Annotated in this window: 15 protein-coding genes; 7 read left to right on the forward strand and 8 right to left on the reverse strand. The window is 61.6% G+C overall.

Annotated elements, in window-relative coordinates; genetic code table 11:
* Positions 1–273: 273 nt before the first annotated feature.
* Positions 274–2,409: a calcium-binding protein gene (locus KGB29_RS05565; RefSeq protein ID WP_150814389.1), complete on the forward strand. Its 2,136-nt coding sequence runs from the start codon at positions 274–276 to the stop codon at positions 2,407–2,409.
* Between the two features lie 277 nt (positions 2,410–2,686).
* Here KGB29_RS05565 and KGB29_RS05570 read toward each other — a convergent pair whose 3' ends face one another.
* The 8 genes from KGB29_RS05570 to KGB29_RS05605 form a co-directional block, all read right to left on the reverse strand.
* On the reverse strand, positions 2,687–3,787 hold the full coding sequence (locus KGB29_RS05570; RefSeq protein ID WP_150815053.1) for a polyamine ABC transporter substrate-binding protein: 1,101 nt from the start codon (positions 3,785–3,787) through the stop codon (positions 2,687–2,689).
* 131 nt (positions 3,788–3,918) lie between these two features.
* Positions 3,919–4,734, reverse strand: coding sequence for a carbon-nitrogen hydrolase family protein (locus tag KGB29_RS05575; protein WP_150815054.1), 816 nt, complete (start codon positions 4,732–4,734; stop codon positions 3,919–3,921).
* 569 nt (positions 4,735–5,303) lie between these two features.
* Positions 5,304–6,071 (reverse strand): phosphonate ABC transporter, permease protein PhnE, encoded by a 768-nt coding sequence (gene phnE, locus KGB29_RS05580; RefSeq protein ID WP_150815052.1) that lies wholly within the window; start codon positions 6,069–6,071, stop codon positions 5,304–5,306.
* Positions 6,068–6,895: a PhnE/PtxC family ABC transporter permease gene (locus tag KGB29_RS05585; protein ID WP_150815051.1), complete on the reverse strand. Its 828-nt coding sequence runs from the start codon at positions 6,893–6,895 to the stop codon at positions 6,068–6,070. Before KGB29_RS05585 ends, phnE begins: the two co-directional genes overlap by 4 nt.
* Positions 6,889–7,686: a phosphonate ABC transporter ATP-binding protein gene (locus tag KGB29_RS05590; protein WP_150815050.1), complete on the reverse strand. Its 798-nt coding sequence runs from the start codon at positions 7,684–7,686 to the stop codon at positions 6,889–6,891. The genes KGB29_RS05585 and KGB29_RS05590 overlap by 7 nt, the downstream gene beginning before the upstream one ends.
* Positions 7,683–8,534 carry a putative selenate ABC transporter substrate-binding protein gene (locus tag KGB29_RS05595; RefSeq protein WP_090456250.1) on the reverse strand — a complete coding sequence of 284 codons (852 nt, stop codon included), beginning with the start codon at positions 8,532–8,534 and terminating at the stop codon, positions 7,683–7,685. Before KGB29_RS05595 ends, KGB29_RS05590 begins: the two co-directional genes overlap by 4 nt.
* Before the next feature lie 276 nt (positions 8,535–8,810).
* The gene (locus KGB29_RS05600) at positions 8,811–9,989 is read right to left on the reverse strand and encodes a trans-sulfuration enzyme family protein (protein WP_090456246.1); all 1,179 of its coding nucleotides are present in this window, start codon (positions 9,987–9,989) and stop codon (positions 8,811–8,813) included.
* The gene (locus KGB29_RS05605) at positions 9,986–11,362 is read right to left on the reverse strand and encodes a pyridoxal-phosphate dependent enzyme (RefSeq protein WP_090456244.1); all 1,377 of its coding nucleotides are present in this window, start codon (positions 11,360–11,362) and stop codon (positions 9,986–9,988) included. The genes KGB29_RS05600 and KGB29_RS05605 overlap by 4 nt, the downstream gene beginning before the upstream one ends.
* 276 nt (positions 11,363–11,638) lie before the next feature.
* On the opposite strand from KGB29_RS05605, the gene KGB29_RS05610 reads away from it, so the two are divergent.
* The 6 genes from KGB29_RS05610 (at position 11,639) to KGB29_RS05635 (ending at position 18,601) form a co-directional block, all read left to right on the forward strand.
* Positions 11,639–13,000 carry a flavin-containing monooxygenase gene (locus tag KGB29_RS05610; RefSeq protein WP_191626136.1) on the forward strand — a complete coding sequence of 454 codons (1,362 nt, stop codon included), beginning with the start codon at positions 11,639–11,641 and terminating at the stop codon, positions 12,998–13,000.
* Entirely contained in the window at positions 13,000–13,410 is a 411-nt protein-coding gene (locus KGB29_RS05615; RefSeq protein ID WP_003201555.1) for a RidA family protein, read from the forward strand. The genes KGB29_RS05610 and KGB29_RS05615 overlap by 1 nt, the downstream gene beginning before the upstream one ends.
* A 10-nt stretch (positions 13,411–13,420) precedes the next feature.
* Positions 13,421–14,095 carry a DUF1028 domain-containing protein gene (locus tag KGB29_RS05620; protein WP_090456242.1) on the forward strand — a complete coding sequence of 225 codons (675 nt, stop codon included), beginning with the start codon at positions 13,421–13,423 and terminating at the stop codon, positions 14,093–14,095.
* On the forward strand, positions 14,088–15,257 hold the full coding sequence (gene argE, locus KGB29_RS05625) for an acetylornithine deacetylase (protein ID WP_150815047.1): 1,170 nt from the start codon (positions 14,088–14,090) through the stop codon (positions 15,255–15,257). The genes KGB29_RS05620 and argE overlap by 8 nt, the downstream gene beginning before the upstream one ends.
* A 35-nt stretch (positions 15,258–15,292) precedes the next feature.
* The gene (locus tag KGB29_RS05630; RefSeq protein WP_102671907.1) at positions 15,293–16,333 is read left to right on the forward strand and encodes an ABC transporter substrate-binding protein; all 1,041 of its coding nucleotides are present in this window, start codon (positions 15,293–15,295) and stop codon (positions 16,331–16,333) included.
* An 852-nt stretch (positions 16,334–17,185) separates the two neighbouring features.
* Positions 17,186–18,601 carry a purine-cytosine permease family protein gene (locus tag KGB29_RS05635; protein WP_150815046.1) on the forward strand — a complete coding sequence of 472 codons (1,416 nt, stop codon included), beginning with the start codon at positions 17,186–17,188 and terminating at the stop codon, positions 18,599–18,601.
* Positions 18,602–18,605: the final 4 nt, after the last annotated feature.

An 18,605-nucleotide genomic window follows, 5' to 3' on the forward strand; every position in this document is an offset into this window, starting at 1 on the left:
TCACTCAAGGAAGACTTATGTGTTTCTCAATATTTCATTACTTCACCGGGCAATGACCGCCTTTCAACCCCTCCTGCCCTGGAACTCTGGAGCTAGCCATGTGGCAGGGTGGAGGGTTGGCGAATGCTACAGGGCTCATCAACACGCGGCTGCATTCGCGATAAACGGTCAGGTCAAAGTGGCGCACTTGCGATCCCTTGGAGTTGTCTAACTAGCCTCAACCCGCTGTAACGCAGTTCACGCTTACCATCTCCATCAACGGAGGGTAGAACCATGGCTACTATCCCTGGCACCCTGGGTGATGACTTTCTGCTCGGTACCGAGGAAGACGACCAAATAACCGGCCTGGCCGGCAACGACAGCGTGTTTGCCCTTGGCGGCAACGACAATGTCGACGGCGGTGACGGCAACGATGACCTCTTCGGCGACCTCGGCAACGACACACTTCTCGGAGGCAACGACAACGACACTCTCGACGGCGGATCAGGCGCCGATATCCTCACCGGCGGTGCCGGCATCGACAGCTACTTCTGGACCGTGGAAACCGGTAACGAGTCCAGCTCCCTGAGCCAGGACCGCGTCACCGACTTCGAAGGTGCAGGTCAGGTCGGCGGCGACATCCTGCGGCTCTCCAGCTTCCCCAACCGCCTGGTCTTCCAGGGCGTCCGCAACGACGTACCCACGGTGGGAACCAGCCTCGGTTTCGGCAATAACGGCTTCACCGAAGTATTCTTCGCCCTCGGTGCCGCCAGCACCCTGCTGTTCGCCGACTCCAACGACAACGGCATCTTCGACGCCACTGACTTCGCTGTGCAGCTGGACGGCGTCCACAACCTGGACAGGAGCGACTTCGGCACCACCGCCTTCGTCCTGCGCGGCACTGAAGGCGGCGACGTGATCAATGGCACCAACGATCCCGACACCATCTTCGGCCTGGGCGGCGGCGATGTGATCAACGGCAATGGCGGCAACGACATCATCAATGGCGGCGACGGCAACGACACCCTGAACGGTGACGCGGGCATCGACCGGATCTCCGGCGGCACCGGCAATGACATTATCAATGGTGGCGCCGACCGCGACCTTCTGACCGGCAATGAGGGCAACGACATCATCAACGGTGGCGCCGGCAACGACACCACCCTGTCCGGCGGCGCTGGCAACGACGTCGTCAATGGCGGCGAAGGCAACGACACCCTCGACGGCGACGACGGCAACGACGTCCTCAATGGCGGCGTGGGCAACGACGACTTCTTCGGCGGCGACGGCAATGACCAGATCTTCGGCGAAGACGGCAACGACGAACTGTTCGCCGGCCCCGGCAACGACATGCTCAATGGCGGCGCCGGCAACGATCTGATCATGGGTGAAGGTGGCCAGGACAGTCTCACCGGTGGCGCCGGCGACGACGAATTCGAGTTCTTCACCGGCTTCAACCCCAGCTCGCCCTTCGCCACCTTCGACACCCTGGTCGACTTCCAGGGCGCTGGCGTCGTGGGCGGCGACACCCTGGAACTCAACAATGAGTTCTTCTTCCGCGGCCAGGTCAATGTCAACCCGCAACTGGGCGCCGTACTGGTGGGCGGTGGTAACGGCGTGACCGACCTGTTCTACAGCCTGCGCCCTGGCAACACCTGGCTGATCGCCGACGAAAACGACGACGGTGTGCTCGACAGCCTCGACTTCACCCTGCGCCTGCAGGGCACGCACAACCTGACGGCGGGCGACTTCGGTCGTAACACGATCCTCATCACCGCCGGCACCGAGGGGAATGACGTGCTCACCGGCACCGATGGCGACGATCGCATCTTCGGCCTGGGCGGTAATGACCAGATCTTCGGTCTGGAAGGAGCCGACTTCCTCGATGGCGGCAGCGGTGACGACGTCATCGATAGCGGCCTGGGCTTCGACGAGCTGCTCGGCGGTTCCGGCAACGACACCCTGATCGTCCAGGAATTCGCCAATGCCAGTGGCGGCGATGGCGACGACCAGCTGTTTGGGGGCGACGACCCCTTCGGCTTCCAGTCCAACCTCGACGGTGACGCCGGCAACGACACCCTGACCGCGGGCGCCAGCGGCGCCGTCATGGAAGGCGGCGTAGGCGCCGACGTATTGGTGGGCAGCAGTGTCGACGACTTCATGGTTGGTGACGTCTTCTTCGAGCCGAGCCTCGGTGCGGACAAGTTCCAGTTCGGTGCGGTGTGGGGAGCGGACACCATCTTCGACTTCGAGGACGGCACTGACCTGATCGACCTGAGCAATAGCGGTTTCACCTTCGCGAGTCTCGATATTGGAGAACAGTTCGGTGAGGCATTCATTACCGTCACTGGCCAGCCGGATGTGGGAAGTATCACCTTGACCGGCGTCCCACAGGCCGCGATCACCGAGGCGGACTTCGCCTTTACCTGAGTGATCGGCGCATGCTCACGCCGGGGATGGCGTGAGCATGCCGAGTCGCTCGCGTCTGGACCTGGGGCCTGGCTGGAGCTTTGTGGTAGCAGTGAAACCAGAAGGGGAAAGGGGACAGGGGAAAGGGGACCGGGAAAGGGGACTGATCTATTTTTTTACTCCGAATGTCGGGTCGATTTCAGCCGGTCGAGGAAGGCAGAAGTCAGCCATAAGCAGTCACTGTGGATCTTCAGGGCAGTGCGAGCAATGGCCCCTAATCGTCCTTCTGCAGGTACGATCAACTGCCAGTCCTGATCTTGCTCCAGAGACGGGTACGTACACGCTCCATTTTCAGCGATATCGGCTCCAGCGGGAACAGAGTATCCAAAACCTGCTTCGACGGATAAACGTCAGGGTTATTGCGAATATTCTCCTCGACCAGCGCGGTGGCGTCCTTGTTGGCGTTCGGATATGCCAAATAGTTGGAGGACTTAGCGATGACCTCAGGGCGAAGCATGTAATTGATGAAGGCCATTCCCTCCGCTGGATTCGGGGAATCGTTAAGCAGCACAAGGTTTTCCACCCAAACCGGGGCACCTTCGCGAGGAATGCTATAGATGATCTTGCGACCGTTGCCAGCAAGTCTGGAACTCTCTTGTGCCCCGAAAACTCCGCCAGCCCAGCCGAGCACAACACAGACGTCGCCATTGGCCAAGTCAGCGCTGAATTTAGATGAGTCGAAGTAACGGATGTACGGGCGCAGCTTCAGCAACAGCGCCTCAGCTTTGCGGAAGTCCTCAGGATTCTGACTGTTATAAGGCAGCCCAAGGTAATGCAGTACTATCGGAAAAATCTCGCCCGGTGCGTCCAGCATGGCCACGCCGCATTGGCTTAACTTGGCGAGGTTCTCCTCCTTTAAAATCAGGTCCCATGAATTGACCGGAGCATCCGGACCAAGAATCGACTTGACCTTGTTCGCATCATAACCAATCCCGGTGGTAGCCCACATATACGGAACGGCGTATCGATTGCCTGGATCGTTAGCTTGCAACTTGGCAAGGATATCCGGGTTGAGATGGTGATAATTGGACAATTGCGCCGGGTCTATTTCCTTGAGGACACCGGCCTTTATCAGGTTTGGCAATAGCCCATCGGTAGCAATTACCACGTCATAGCCGCTGCGGCCGGCCATGAGTTTACTTTGCATGACATCGGCGTTATCGAATGAGTCATACGTCGCTTTGATGCCGGTTTCTTCGTGAAAATTTTTCGTCGCATCCGGTGCGATAAAGTCGTACCAGCTGTAGATATTCATCTTGGGCTCAGCAGCCTCAGTACAGAGGATGCTTGTACTCAACAGTGAGGCAAGGACTAGCTGTAAACCGACTTTCGGGTTCATCTGGAGACTCCGGAGCGGTAGCGCTGTTTAAAAAAAAAACAGCGCTGCGCCTGCTGATTGTTAGATTTATATGGCAGGGCCGACATCGGCAAGATCAATAACGTATTACGGGGGAAAAGAATTCGAGCGACTCAAGGAATCAGCAGCTCGCGACGACCGTCCGTATGCTCAAGTTGTTCACCTGTCAGATGCAGGCGACGGTCGCTGAGATAGTCGTAATCCCGACGGGACTCCTTGAGCTGGTCAAGGTCAAGTGTGACCACCTGCTGACACTCCTCGCGGCCGGCCTCAAACATTATTTGTCCGAGCGGATTGACCACTGCGCTGCCCCCTGCAAACACCAGGCCGTCATCTCCTTCTCCCACCCGATTCACCATGACAGCAAACGCTTGGTTTTCCTGGGCGCGAGCCATGATTGCCGTGCGATGGACCGGGCCGTAGGGATCCATGTTGCCGTTAGTGACCAGTATCAACTCGGCGCCGAGCTGCCCAAGGGCACGGGCACTTTCCGGGAGTTCGATGTCGTAGCAAATCAGGATGCCTACACGCAGGCCCTTCCACAGTGCCGTGACATAGCGGTCACCCGGCTGGAACAGACCACGCTCCGATGGCCACAGGTGGGTCTTGCGGTAGCGCAAGGCGATACCTTCGGGAGTCACCAGCACCGAGGTGTTGTAAAAGATGCCGCCATCATTCTCCGCAATGCCGACGACGACCGAGACATTACGCTTGCGCACCAGCTGCTCGATGGCCTGCAAGGTGGGGCCATCCAAGGGTTCGGCAACACTCGCCAATTGCTCGGCATCGACAAATCCCGTCAGGTGGGTTTCCGGGAAAATCAACAGATCCGTGTCAGCCGCGCAGGTAGCGATGGCCTCCAAGGTACGCCCGAGGTTGTGAACGACATCGCCGTCACGGCCAGCCAGTTGCACCAATTCAATCTTCATCTCTGTTCCTTGCACAGTTAAGTAAGGGCCCAACCCGCCAGGGCTGGCCAGAGTATGGAGCGCGGTAGAGCGACATGTAATTACCCCCCAGGGGTAACCACAAATGAGTAGTGACGTGAAAGCGACATTGCAGGATAGGGTCGGAATTAAGTGAGCGCCCGTTAATCCAGACGGGGGACCGCCCCAGTTTCTGATTGACTCAGTCGCCCTGATGGACTCTACGTCCACATTAGGAATGGCAGCTCTGGGTCGGCTGCCACCCTTCGCGACAGGCAGCAAACGGCCGATTCTGTTGAAAAAGTCGGTTCTTCCAGACTGCTCGCAAACTGACCACTGAAAACGCCTTTTTCGCGCGCCGCCATGCGAAATCTGAACCCGGAATCCTCTGTTCAAAAAGTAAAGATTTCAATCTCAAGCGCGTACTTTTCTGTCGTGGAAACCATGGTCGATTTTTTCAACAGAATCGGTCGTTTTCTGCCGATCATAGCCATAAAACGTGGTAGTCAACTCCATACAAATGGTTGCTCAGCTCGAATGCAATCAGGTGAGCAAATCCATGCAATCCCCCATCACGCCTTAACCCAACGCTGCCGACTCCAACTACTCAACCCATCAACCGCAAACACCAGCACCAACATCGCCAGGATCACAGTACTAGCCTGGGCCTCCTGGAACAGGCTGAGGCTGACATAGAGCATCTGCCCCAAACCGCCGGCACCGACAAAACCCAGCACGCTGGCCATGCGGATGTTGTTTTCCCAGCGGTACAGGATGTACGCCAACAGCTGCGGAAACAGGTTGGGCAGGGTGCCGTAACAGAAGGCCCAGACGACGTTGCCGCCCTGCAGACGGATGGCTTCGGCCGGTTGCGGCGGGGTGTTTTCCAGCGCTTCGGCGAACAATCGACCCAGCACCCCGGTGGTGTGCATGGCCAATGCCAGGGTCCCGGCGTTGGGGCCGAGTCCGGCTGCCAGCACCATCAGCGCGGCCCACACCAGTTCGGGAATTGCGCGCAGGGCGTTAAGCACAAGGCGCGACGCACTCTGCAACGGCCAACCGAAACGACCGGCCGCCGGCAAAGCCAGGACCAGGCCGAATACCGCCGCGAGCAGGGTGCCGAGGGCCGACATGGCCATGGTTTCCACGGCGCCACGGCCGATGGCTTGCAGATGGCCGGTGCTCAGGTCCGGGCTGAGAAAACGCAGCACGTAGGCGCCCATCTGCTTCAGGTTACCGCTGCCCGTCAGCTCGCCGAGGTCGATGCCCAGGTAGCTGAACGAGGCCACGACCGCCGCGCAGATACAGAAGATCAGCAGCAGGTTGAAAAGGCGATTCATGCGAACCTCCAGCGCAACAGGCGGCTGATCTGATCGGCGAACAGCACCAGGACGAAAAAGGTCAGCAACATGCTCGCCACTTCACCGCCGGCGAACATGCGCAACGACAAGTCGATCTGCTGGCCCAGCCCGCCGGCGCCGACGAAGCCCATCACCACCGACGCGCGGATCGCGCATTCCCAGCGATATACCGTATACGACAGCAACTCTGCCCCGACATTGGGCAGGATGCCGTAGCAGAACGCCGCCAATCGGCCACTGCCGGCTTGCAGCAGCGAGTGGGCGGGACGCTGGTCCACCGATTCGAAAATCTCCGCGTAGACCTTGCCCAGCATGCCGCTGTAGGTGATGGCAATGGCCAGCACCCCGGCCGTCGGGCCAAGGCCGACGGCGCGCACGAACAGCAAGGCCCAGACGATTTCCGGCACGCTGCGCAGGAAAATCAGCAACCCGCGCACCGGCCAGCGCAACAACCGGCCCAAGGCACTCGGGCGACCGCTGCGCGAAGCCGCCGACAACGAGAGCGCCCGGCTGGCCAGCAGGCTGGCGGGGATGGCCAATAGCAAGGCCAGGGCCATGCCGGCGGTGGCGATGGCCAGGGTTTGCAACGTGGCTTGCCACAGCAACCGGAGGAACTCTTCGCCATGGGCCGGTGGCCAGAAGGCCGAGACAAACCGGCCCATCTCACTCTGGCTGTCAGCCTGGAGCAGCACACCCAGGTCCAGTTCGCTGAAATGAATACCGGGCCACAACAGGGCAAGCGCCAACAGACTGAGCAACAGGCGGGGCAGGGTGGCCGGGTCTCGTGTATCGCGGGTCAGCATCGTGGAATCTGCAGGCTCAAGGGCGCCACCGGCGCGGGCGGCGACAGCAGTTGCTCGTTGGCGTAGAGCTTGTCGAGCAAATCATGGTCGACGTCGCTGGCGGGAAGATCGAACAGGATCTGCCCTTCACGCAATCCGATGATGCGCGAGAAGTGCGCCAGGGCCAGTTCCACCGCATGCAGGCTGGCGACCAGCGTCACCTGGTGTTCCCGGGCGTGTCGGCAGAGAACTGACAGGGTGTGCCCGGCCAGCACAGGGTCCATCGCCGACACCGGCTCATCGGCCAGCAGCACTTCGGGCGCCTGGTACAGCACCCGGGCAATGCCCACGCGCTGCAGTTGGCCGCCGGACAATTGCTGGCACTGGGCGAACAGCTTGTCACCCAGGTCCAGCTTTAGCAGCGCCGCCCGCGCGCCCGGCACATCCACCGGATGCAACAGGCTCAACAGGCTTTTGGCAAAACCCCATTGCCCCAGCTTTCCGGCCAGCACCGCCGTGACCACCCGTTGCCGGGGTGGCAGGGGTGGTGCCTGATGCACCAGGCCGATCCGCGCCCGCAACTGCTGACGTCGACGCGCGCCGAGCTGCCAGGCGTGTTCGCCGAGCACCTCGACCGCGCCGTTGTCCGGGCGCAGGGCGGTGGCCAGCACGTTGAGCAGGCTCGACTTGCCGGCACCGGACGGGCCGATGATTGCGACTTGCTCACCGGCGCCGATGTGCAGGTCGACCTCATGCAGCGCACGCACGCCGTTACCGTGGGTGATGCTGACCCGGTTCAGGTGCAAGGTCATTTCAGCAGGTCGGCAGCGCGTGCGGCTTCCTCGATGCCCTTGTAGTTCTCAGGCTTGGTCTCGATGAAGCGGCTGGCGGCTTGCAGGTCCAGAATCGCTTTTTGCTCCGGGTTGGCCGGGTCGAGCGCGAGGAATGCCGCCTTGATTTTGCCAGCCAGGGCCGGGTCGAGGGTGCCGCGCACGGTCCAGTTGTAGTCGAAGTAGGCCGGTGTGGTGGCGAAGACCTTGACCTTGTCGGTATCGACCTTGCCGGCCTTGACCAGTTTTTCCCAGACGCTGGCATTGAGTACGCCGGCGTCCACTTTGCCAGCCTGAACCCAGGCGACCGTGGCGTCGTGGGCGCCCGAGTAACCGACGCGACTGAAATAGGTTTCCGGCTTGATGCCGTCCTGCAGCATGAAGTAACGCGGCATCAGACTGCCCGACGTCGATGAGACCGAACCGAAGGCAAAGGACTTGCCCTTGAGGTCGGCCAGCGACTTGACGGCCGGGTCGGCGGTGATGAATTTGCTGGTGAACTGGGCGTCCTGTTCACGCTGTACCAATGGAATGGCATTGCCGGTTTTCAGTCGCGCCTGCACGAAGGTGAAGCCGCCCAGCCAGGCCATGTCGATACGGTCGGTGGCCAGCGCCTCGACCACCGCGGGGTAGTCGGACACCGGCACGAACTCGACCTTCATGCCCAGTTGCTTCTCCAGATACTCGCCCAGGGGCTTGAACTTGCGCAGCAATTCGGTGGGGGCTTCGTCAGGAATGGCGCTGACCTTGAGGGTATCGGCGGCCTGTGCCAGCAGGGTGGAAAAGGATAGGGTCAGGCCGACGGCCAATGCCAGGGTACGTTTGAGCATGGAAGTTCTCCGGTTCAATAGCGGAAAAATGTCGATGCGCCCCGCACAAGCTGATTGCTGCACGACGCTTCGTGAGGGTAGACGAAAACGGCGCGATTATAGGGGCTCTTGCGTACTTGACCAGCGTTGCAACAAGACCTAAGGCCAAAAAAAGACCTGTGGGAGCGGGCTTGCTCGCGAAAGCGGCGTGTCAGTCATATCGATGTTGGATGTGCCGCCGTCTTCGCGAGCAAGCCCGCTCCCACAGGTTTTGCGGTGTCCCACCATTCAGGTGATTTACATCCTTGCCAACGCCTGCGCCAGATCGGCACGCAGGTCCTCGACATCCTCGACGCCCACCGACAACCGCACCAACCCATCGCCAATCCCCAGTTCCGCGCGGGTATCGGGCGGGATGGTGGCGTGGGTCATGATTGCCGGGTGTTCGATCAGGCTTTCCACGCCGCCCAGGCTTTCGGCCAGGGCGAAGATCTGCACGCTTTCAAGGAAGCGTTTGGTACCGGCCAGGTCACTGTTGAGGTCGAGGGAGATCATCCCGCCGAAACCGCGCATTTGCCGCTGGGCCAGTTCGTGTTGCGGGTGCGACGGCAGGCCTGGGTAGTAGACCCGTGAGACTTGTGGCTGGCGCTCCAGCCACTGCGCCAGCTCCAGTGCGTTGCTGCAATGTCGCTCCATGCGCAGCGCCAGGGTCTTCACGCCGCGCAGGGTAAGGAACGCATCGAACGGGCCGGCGATGGCGCCGACGGCGTTTTGCAGGAAGCCCAGGCGCTCGGCCAGTTCGGCGTTCTGCCCGACCACGGCGATACCGCCGATCACGTCGGAGTGACCGTTGAGGTATTTGGTGGTCGAGTGCAGCACGATGTCGAAGCCAAGCTCCAGCGGGCGCTGGATCCACGGGCTGGCGAAGGTGTTGTCGGCCACGCAGATGATGCCGCGGGCGCGGCAGGTGCGGGCGATGGCGGAGAGGTCGGTGAGGCGCAGCAGCGGATTGCTCGGGGTCTCGACCATGACCATGCGTGTGTCGTCTTGCAGGGACGCCTCGAACGCCGCCAGGTCGGTCAGGTCGACGAAGCTGAAGCGGTGCCCGGCGCTGCGCTGGCGCACCTTGTCGAACAGGCGGAAAGTGCCGCCGTACAGGTCGTTGCCCGAAACGATGTGCGAGCCGGCGTCGAGCAGTTCGAGCACCGTGGAAATGGTCGCCAGCCCCGAGGCGAAGGCAAAGCCCCGGGTGCCGCCTTCGAGATCGGCCACGCAGCGTTCCAGCGCCCATCGCGTCGGGTTGTGCGAACGCCCGTAGTCCAGGCCTTTGTGCACCCCGGGGCTCTGTTGCAGGTAGGTGGAGTTGGCGTAGATCGGCGGCATCAACGCCCCGGTCGAAGGGTCCGGCGCTTGCCCGGCGTGGATCACCCGGGTGGCGAAGCCCTGTGGCGGGGCGTTTTTATCCTGTTGACTCATGGCAGGGATCTCCGCAAATGGTTGAGCATGTCGGTTCGGGTAATCAGGCCGTGAAAGCCCGAGGCATCCTGGATGATCGCCACCAGTCCCCGGCCCAGCTCGGCTTCCAGTTCAGCCAGGGTGGCATCGGGGGACAGCGTTTGCAGTTTGTCGGTCATGGCGCTGGAGACTGCCCTGCGAAAGTGCGCAACGTCTTCATGCACGCCCAGCAGGATGTCGGACTCGTCGATCACGCCGACCAGTTGCTGCCCCTTCACCAGCACCGGCAGCTGCGAGACATCCGCCAGGCGCATGCGCTGGAAAGCCGTCAGTAGCGTGTCATCCGGGCCGACGCTGATCACTCGGCCATCCTCGAAGCGCCGCGCGATCAGGTCGCGCAGGTCGCCGTAGTGCTTGCGTTGCAGCAGGCCCTGATCGTTCATCCACTGGTCGTTGTAGACCTTCGACAGGTAACGCGTACCGGTGTCGCAGACGAAGCTGACGACCCGTTTCGGCTGGGTCTGTTCGCGGCAGTAACGCAACGCCGCCGCCAGCAAGGTGCCGGTCGACGAACCGCCGAGAATCCCTTCGGCGCGCAGCAGTTGGCGGGCGTGATCAAAGCTTTCTTCGTCGCTGATCGAATAGGCGTGGCGCACGCTGGACAGGTCGGCAATCGACGGGATGAAGTCTTCGCCAATGCCTTCCACCGCCCAGGAACCGGGGGTGGGGAGGGTGCCACCGCGGCTGTATTCGGCCATCACCGAGCCGACCGGGTCAGCCAGGACCATTTCCAGGTCCGGCTGTACCCGTTTGAAGAAACGGGTCAGCCCGGTGAGAGTGCCGGCCGAACCGACGCCGACGACGATGGCGTCCACATCATGCTGGGTTTGCGCCCAGATCTCCGGCGCGGTGCTGCATTCGTGGGCCAGCGGGTTGGCCGGGTTGTTGAACTGGTCGGCGAAGAACGCATCGGGAATTTCCGCCGCCAGCCGTGCGGCGACGTCCTGGTAATACTCGGGATGGCCCTTGCCGACGTCGGAGCGGGTGATGTGCACCTCGGCGCCCATGGCCTTGAGGTGCAAGACCTTCTCGGTGGACATCTTGTCCGGCACCACCAGCACCACTCGGTAACCCTTGGCGCGGCCGACCAGGGCCAGGCCGAGGCCGGTGTTGCCGGCGGTGGCTTCGACGATGGTGCCGCCAGGGCGCAGGCGGCCATCGCGTTCGGCGGTGTCGATCATCGCCAGACCGATGCGGTCCTTGATCGAGCCGCCGGGATTCTGGGATTCGAGTTTGAGAAACAGCGTACACGGGCCGGTATCGAATCGGCTGACGCGTACCAGAGGTGTATTGCCGATCAGTTCGAGCACGGCAGGGCGGGAGTTGTCAGTCATGTCGTCACTTCCTTGCGCTATTCGCACTGGGTGGACATCGACCGGCGCTGTGCCATCAGGCGTCAATCGCCGGCATTGCATCGCTAGGACCATAGGCCGGGATCAGGCCTCCCGCAACCTTGCACAGCCGACCGGTCGGCTCGACGCTTTTTCCTCGCCAGCAACCACAAAAAACATAATTTCGCTATTTCCCGGCTCCGAACAGAATGCGGCCAACACCCTGACACCGATAGCCGCAGCAGAAGAACAACAGTGATCAGAATCGAGGCGGCAGCCATGACCGACCTGAATCAAACCACCTTTCAGAAGTGCACAGCCATGACAGTTGATAAAACCGAAATTGATACGCTTGTTGTTGGCGCCGGCCAGGCCGGCGTGGCCATGAGTGAACACCTGAGCAAGCTCGGTGTGCCTCACCTCGTTGTGGAGCGCAATCGTATCGCCGAAGCCTGGCGCACCGGTCGCTGGGATTCGCTGGTAGCCAACGGCCCGGCCTGGCACGACCGTTTCCCGGGGCTGGAATTCGACGGTCTGGACCCGGATGCCTTCGCCGGGAAAGAGCAGGTGGCTGAGTACTTCGAAGCCTACGCCCGCAAGTTCAACGCGCCGATCCGTACCGGCGTGGACGTGAAGAAAGTCGAACGTAACATCGACCGTCCCGGTTTCACCGTTGAAACCTCTGATGGCGTGATCGAGGCCCGGCATGTGGTGGTCGCCACCGGTCCGTTCCAGCGTCCGGCCATTCCGCCGATTGCCCCACAAATCGCCGGCATCGCCCAGATTCACTCCGCCCAATACTACAACCCGCAGCAACTGGCCGAAGGCGCGGTGCTGGTGGTGGGCGCAGGTTCTTCGGGCGTGCAGATCGCCGATGAACTGCAACGTTCCGGCAAGCAGGTGTACCTGTCGGTGGGCGCCCACGATCGTCCGCCGCGTGCCTATCGCAACCGTGATTTCTGCTGGTGGCTGGGGGTGCTTGGCGAGTGGGATGCCGAAGCCATGCAACCGGGCAAGGAACACGTGACCATCGCCGTGAGCGGTGCCCGTGGCGGCCACACCGTGGACTTCCGCCGGCTGGCTCACCAGGGCATGACCCTGGTCGGTCTGACCCAATCGTTCAACGACGCCGTGGTGAGTTTCGAAAACAACCTCGCTGACAACATCCAGCGTGGCGATGAAAACTATCTGGCACTGCTCGACAAGGCCGACGCCTACATCGAACGCAATGGCCTGGACTTGCCGCTGGAACCCGAAGCCCGGGCCATGCTGGCGGACCCGGATTGCGTGACCAATCCAATCCTGGAGCTGGATCTGCTCAAGGCCGGCGTCACCACGATTATCTGGGCCACTGGTTACTCCACCGATTACAGCTGGCTGAAGGTCGATGCCTTCAAGGAAAACGGCAAGCCGCAGCACCAGCGCGGTGTGTCGGCCGAGCCGGGGGTGTATTTCGTGGGGTTGCCTTGGCAGTCCCGTCGTGGCTCCGCGTTTATCTGGGGCGTTTGGCACGACGCCAAGCACATCGCCGACCACATCGTTAAACAGCACACCTATCTCAACTACCGGGATGCGACCCAGCGTCAAGCCGAAGCCGCCCGTGCACCTATTCACAAAGCCAGCCTCATGGGAGTTCGTTAATGCCTACTCATACCCGCATCCGCATGTTCAACACCAAAGACACCTACCCGAACCAGACGCTGGACAACGATTTGTGCCAGGCCGTGCGCGCCGGCAACACCGTGTATGTGCGTGGTCAGGTCGGTACCGATTTCAACGGCCAACTGGTGGGCCTCGGTGATCCGCGCGCCCAGGCCGAGCAGGCCATGCGCAACGTCAAGCAACTGCTGGAAGAGGCGGGCAGCGACCTGAGCCACATCGTCAAGACCACCACCTACCTGATCGACCCGCGCTATCGCGAGCCGGTGTACCAGGAGGTCGGCAAGTGGCTCAAGGGCGTGTTCCCGATTTCCACCGGCCTTGTGGTCAGCGCCCTCGGCCAGCCGCAGTGGCTGATGGAAATTGATGTGATCGCTGTCATCCCTGAATAAGGAATTCGCCATGACTTTTTCCATCGTGGGTCGCTGCGCCGAGACCGGCCAGTTGGGCATTGCCATCAGCTCTTCGAGCATTGCCGTCGGCGCGCGCTGCCCGTGGCTGCGGGCCGGTGTCGGCGCGGTGTCGAGCCAGAACATCACGCTGCCGGCCCTCGGCCCGCAGATCCTCGATGAACTGGCCAACGGCTCGGCGCCGCCCCAGGCGCTGGACCACTCATTGACCCGCAACGGCTACAGCCAATACCGCCAGGTGGCGGTGGTGGATGCCCACGGGCGCACGGCGGTGTTCAGTGGCAACCATGCCCTGGGCATCAATAACGCTGTGGCCGGTGACCAATGCGTGGCGGCCGGCAACCTGCTGGCCAACAGTGGGGTGATCGAGGCAATGGTCGCGGCGTTCGAAAACAGCGAAGGCTGTCTCGCCACCCGGCTGATGAGCGCGTTGCAGGCCGGGCAGGACGCTGGCGGCGAAGCCGGCGCGGTGCACTCGGCAGCGTTGTCGGTGGTCGGTGACCTGACCTGGCCGATTGTCGACCTGCGGGTGGACTGGGCCGAGGAAAACCCGATTGGCGAGCTGGGCAAACTGTGGACGGCCTACGAGCCGCAATTGCAGGACTACCTGACCCGCGCCCTCAATCCGACCCTGGCCCCCGCGTATGGAGTGCCAGGCGATGAGTGAGTTGCGCAGCCGCGCCATGCTCGCGCGATTGATCGGGTTCGCCACGGTCAGCCGCGATTCGAACCTGGAGCTGATCGAGTTCGTGCGCGACTACCTGCACGAACTGGGCGTGGATTGCGAACTGATCTACAACGCCGAGCGGACCAAGGCCAATCTGTTGGCCACGGTCGGCCCGTGTGTGGCCGGCGGCATCGTGTTGTCCGGGCACACCGACGTGGTGCCGGTGGACGGCCAGGCCTGGACGGTCGAACCGTTCTGCCTGAGCGAGGCGGACGGCAAGCTTTACGGTCGCGGCAGCGCGGACATGAAGGGCTATCTGGCCTCGGTGCTGGCCGCTGTGCCGATGTTTCTCTCCAGCCCTTTAAAGCGCCCGGTGCACCTGGCGTTTTCCTATGACGAAGAGGTCGGTTGCCTCGGCGTGCGCGGCTTGCTGGAAGTGCTGCCCCAACGCATCCCGACACCAGCGCTGTGTTTGATCGGCGAGCCGACCGAACTCAAGCCGGTGCTTGGCCACAAGGGCAAATTGGCGATGCGGTGTCACGTGCGCGGCGCCGCCTGTCATTCGGCCTACGCACCTTACGGGGTCAATGCCATCGAGCAGGCCGCGCGCCTGATCGGTCGGCTGGGGGACATCGGCGCCACCCTGGCCCGGCCGCCATTGCACGACAAGCGCTTCGATCCTGCGTTCTCGACCGTGCAGGTCGGAGTGATCCAGGGCGGTACGGCGCTGAACATCGTTCCAGCGGACTGCCGTTTCGATTTCGAGATCCGCGCCTTGCCGGACTTCGCCCCGCAAGTGGTCGTCGATGAGTTGCAGGACTACGCCGAACAAACGTTGCTGCCGGCCATGCAGGCCGTGGACACCAATACCGGTATCCGCTTTGAAAAAATCTCGGCCTATCCCGGCCTGGCGACACCCGCCGACAGCGCAGCGGCCCGGCTGATTGCCCAGCTGTGCGGCAGTGACGAGTTCAGCACCGTGGCCTTTGGCACCGAAGGCGGGCTGTTCGATCAGGCCGGGATTCCATCGGTGGTCTGCGGTCCCGGCAGCATGGACCAGGGGCACAAGCCCGATGAATTTGTCAGCGTTGATCAGATGGCGGCCTGTGACCGCTTGATGGATCGCCTGGCGGCTTACTTGAGTGAATCCGAACACCCATAACAACAACGGGCCGACAAGCCCCGAGGAAGCGATCCATGTCCAGATCCTTGCGTTGCAGTGTTCCGTTTGCCCTGGCGTTGTTGAGTGCCAGTGTGTGGGCGGCCCCCCAGGACCTCACCGTGATTTCCTTCGGTGGTGCTACCAAACAGGCCCAGGATAAGGCCTACTTCCAGCCCTTCAACGCCAGCGGCGCGGGCAACATCATCGCCGGGGAGTACAACGGCGAGCTGTCGAAGATCAAGGCCATGGTCTCCGCCGGTCACACCAGCTGGGACGTGGTGGAAGTCGAAAGCCCCGAGTTGTTGCGTGGCTGCGAAGAGGGCCTGTTCGAGAAGCTCGATGCGGGACGCTTCGGTGATTCGGCGAACTTCGTGCCGGGTGCGCTGACCGAGTGCGGTGTCGCAACCTATGTCTGGTCGATGGTCATGGCCTACGACCAGAGCAAGCAGGCCAAGGCGCCGCAGTCCTGGGCCGACTTCTGGAACGTCGCCGACTTCCCGGGCAAGCGCGGCCTGCGCAAGAGCGCCAAGTACACCCTGGAAATCGCGTTGCTCGCCGACGGAGTCAAGGCGGACGACGTGTACAAGATCTTGAAAACCCCGCAAGGCGTGACGCGGGCCTTCGCCAAGCTCGACCAGATCAAGCCGAACATCCAGTGGTGGGAGGCGGGTGCGCAGCCGGCGCAATGGCTGGTGGCCGGTGACGTAGTGATGAGCGCGGCCTACAACGGCCGGATCGCTTCGGCGCAGAAGGAAGGGATGAAACTGAGCATCGTCTGGCCGCAGAGCCTGTACGATCCGGAATACTGGGCGGTGGTCAAAGGCACGCCGAACAAGGCATTGGCGGAAAACTTCATCGCCTTTGCCAGCCAGCCGCAGACGCAAAAAGTCTTCTCGGAAACCATCCCCTACGGGCCGGTGCATCGCCAGACCCTGCCATTGCTGCCCAAGGATGTGCAGGACCAACTGCCGACCGCCGAGGCCAACCTGGCCGGCGCGCGGGCCGTGGACGCGGAGTTCTGGGTTGACCATGGCGAGGAACTTGAACAGCGCTTCAATGCCTGGGCTGCGCGCTAACACAGGCACCACATAACCCCTGTGGGAGCGGGCTTGCTCGCGAAAGCGGTATGTCAGTCACATCGATGTTGGATGTGCCGCCGTCTTCGCGAGCAAGCCCGCTCCCACAAAAAAGCCTGGTGCAAACCCTCAGGTTCAAACTTTGCCGCCTTCGCGCAGTGGTGATGGTAGTCAATTAAAACGCAGGACCCTGTGGGAGCGAGCTTGCTCGCGAAAGCGGTACTTCAGTCACATCGATGTTGGATGTGCCGCCGTCTTCGCGAGCAAGCCCGCTCCCACAAAAAGCACAGTGCAATACCTCGGGTTCATGCTTTGCCGACTTCGCGCAATGGTGATGGTAGTCAATTCGGACGCAGGACCCTGTGGGAGCGAGCCTGCTCGCGAAAGCGGTATGTCAGTCACATCGATGTTGGATGTGCCGCCGTCTTCGCGAGCAAGTCCGCTCCCACAAAAAGCACAGTGCAATACCTCGGGTTCATGCTTTGCCGACTTCGCGCAATGGTGATGGTAGTCAGTTAAAACGCAGGACCCTGTGGGAACGAGCCTGCTCGCGAAAGCGGTACTTCAGTCACATCGATGTTGGATGTGCCGCCGTCTTCGCGAGCAAGCCCGCTCCCACAGGGATTTCGTCGTTCAGTTGTCATGGTGTTCTGATCAATATTTTATTTTTATTGGTTTTTTCTGCCGGTTATTCCGGAAAACCACGCAATCTTTTTTAAGGTTTAAAGGCACAAATTAACTAATTTTCCTCCCCGCGCTCTTTGTCCATGATCGCCTCCAACAAGAAATGCGCAGGTATGCCCGCGCACACCGAAGTACGAACACGTACTCATCCTTGCCTTGGAGTTCGTCATGTCCACCACCGCTTCATCCGCCCCGCTCATCGAGAAACACACGATCGGGTACGTCCCCCCTGAGGATCGCCACGGAAAGGTCAAAGATCTGTTCACCCTGTGGTTCGGCGGCAATATCGCGCCGTTGCCCATCGTTACCGGTGCGCTTGGCGTGCAGTTGTTTCACCTGAACCTGGTCTGGGGCATTGTCGCGATCATCGTCGGCCACCTGGTCGGCGGTGTGCTGATGGCGCTGCACTCGGCGCAAGGACCGCAGATGGGCATTCCGCAGATGATCCAGAGCCGCGCTCAGTTCGGTTCGCTGGGCGCGTTGCTGGTGGTGGTGATTGCCGGCGTGATGTACATCGGTTTCTTCGCTTCCAACATCGTCCTGGCCGGCAAGTCGCTGCATGGCGTGGTCGAGAGCGTGCCGGTGTCGGTCGGCATCGTCCTCGGCGGCCTTGGCTCGGGGATCATCGGCATCATTGGCTACCGCTTCATCCACGTGCTCAATCGCATCGGCACCTGGGTGCTGGGCCTCGGCATCGTGCTCGGCTTCGGTTACATCCTGACCCACGTGCAGACCGATGACTTCCTGACCCGTGGCAGTTTCAACATTTCCGGCTGGCTGGCCACGGTGTCGCTGGCGGCGCTGTGGCAGATCGCTTTCGCGCCCTACGTGTCCGACTACTCGCGCTACCTGCCCAAAGACGTGAAGGTCAGTTCGACGTTCTGGGCGACCTACCTCGGCTCCTCGCTGGGTTCAATCCTGTCCTTCGTGTTCGGTGCCGTCGCCGTGCTGGCAACGCCGGTGGGCATGGACACCATGGACGCGGTGAAACTCGCGACCGGCGCCATCGGCCCGCTGATGCTGGTGCTGTTCCTGCTCAGCGTGATCAGCCACAACGCCCTGAATCTGTATGGCGCCGTGCTGTCGGTGATCACCTTGCTGCAAACCTTCGCCCATCGCTGGATTCCGACTGCTTCAAGCCGAGCGGTACTGTCGCTGATTATCCTAGCCGGTTGCTGCGTGGCGGCCATCGGCGCCTCGGCGGATTTCATCGGGCATTTCGTCGACCTGGTACTGGCGTTGCTGGTGGTGCTGGTGCCGTGGACCGCGATCAACCTCATCGACTTCTACGCGATCCACAAGGGCGAGTACGACATCGCCTCGATCTTCCGTGTCGACGGCGGCATCTATGGCCGCTTCAACCCGCAGGCGCTGTTGGCCTACGCCATCGGCATCGTGGTGCAGATCCCGTTCATGAACACGCCGATCTACACCGGCCCCGTGGCGGTGCACATCGACGGTGCGGATTTATCCTGGCTGGTCGGGCTGGTGGTCACCACACCGCTGTACTACTGGCTGGCGAACCGTGATACGGCTTACCGTCGGCGCCAGAACATGGCCGGGATGATGCCGACCAACAGTTGATCGG

The organism is Pseudomonas sp. BF-B-30 (genome assembly GCF_019956305.1).
GTDB classification, from domain to species: domain Bacteria; phylum Pseudomonadota; class Gammaproteobacteria; order Pseudomonadales; family Pseudomonadaceae; genus Aquipseudomonas; species Aquipseudomonas jessenii.

Excerpts from the sequence above, each read along its gene's own strand:
- KGB29_RS05635 (WP_150815046.1), top strand. The coding sequence starts at position 17,186 with ATGTCCACCACCGCTTCATCCGCCCCGCTCATCGAGAAACACACGATC.
- KGB29_RS05610 (WP_191626136.1), top strand. The coding sequence starts at position 11,639 with ATGACCGACCTGAATCAAACCACCTTTCAGAAGTGCACAGCCATGACA.
- KGB29_RS05620 (WP_090456242.1), top strand. The coding sequence starts at position 13,421 with ATGACTTTTTCCATCGTGGGTCGCTGCGCCGAGACCGGCCAGTTGGGC.
- KGB29_RS05565 (WP_150814389.1), top strand. The coding sequence starts at position 274 with ATGGCTACTATCCCTGGCACCCTGGGTGATGACTTTCTGCTCGGTACC.
- KGB29_RS05600 (WP_090456246.1), bottom strand. The coding sequence starts at position 9,989 with ATGAGTCAACAGGATAAAAACGCCCCGCCACAGGGCTTCGCCACCCGG.
- KGB29_RS05590 (WP_150815050.1), bottom strand. The coding sequence starts at position 7,686 with ATGACCTTGCACCTGAACCGGGTCAGCATCACCCACGGTAACGGCGTG.
- KGB29_RS05585 (WP_150815051.1), bottom strand. The coding sequence starts at position 6,895 with ATGCTGACCCGCGATACACGAGACCCGGCCACCCTGCCCCGCCTGTTG.
- KGB29_RS05630 (WP_102671907.1), top strand. The coding sequence starts at position 15,293 with ATGTCCAGATCCTTGCGTTGCAGTGTTCCGTTTGCCCTGGCGTTGTTG.
- phnE (WP_150815052.1), bottom strand. The coding sequence starts at position 6,071 with ATGAATCGCCTTTTCAACCTGCTGCTGATCTTCTGTATCTGCGCGGCG.
- KGB29_RS05605 (WP_090456244.1), bottom strand. The coding sequence starts at position 11,362 with ATGACTGACAACTCCCGCCCTGCCGTGCTCGAACTGATCGGCAATACA.
- KGB29_RS05570 (WP_150815053.1), bottom strand. The coding sequence starts at position 3,787 with ATGAACCCGAAAGTCGGTTTACAGCTAGTCCTTGCCTCACTGTTGAGT.
- KGB29_RS05595 (WP_090456250.1), bottom strand. The coding sequence starts at position 8,534 with ATGCTCAAACGTACCCTGGCATTGGCCGTCGGCCTGACCCTATCCTTT.
- argE (WP_150815047.1), top strand. The coding sequence starts at position 14,088 with ATGAGTGAGTTGCGCAGCCGCGCCATGCTCGCGCGATTGATCGGGTTC.
- KGB29_RS05615 (WP_003201555.1), top strand. The coding sequence starts at position 13,000 with ATGCCTACTCATACCCGCATCCGCATGTTCAACACCAAAGACACCTAC.
- KGB29_RS05575 (WP_150815054.1), bottom strand. The coding sequence starts at position 4,734 with ATGAAGATTGAATTGGTGCAACTGGCTGGCCGTGACGGCGATGTCGTT.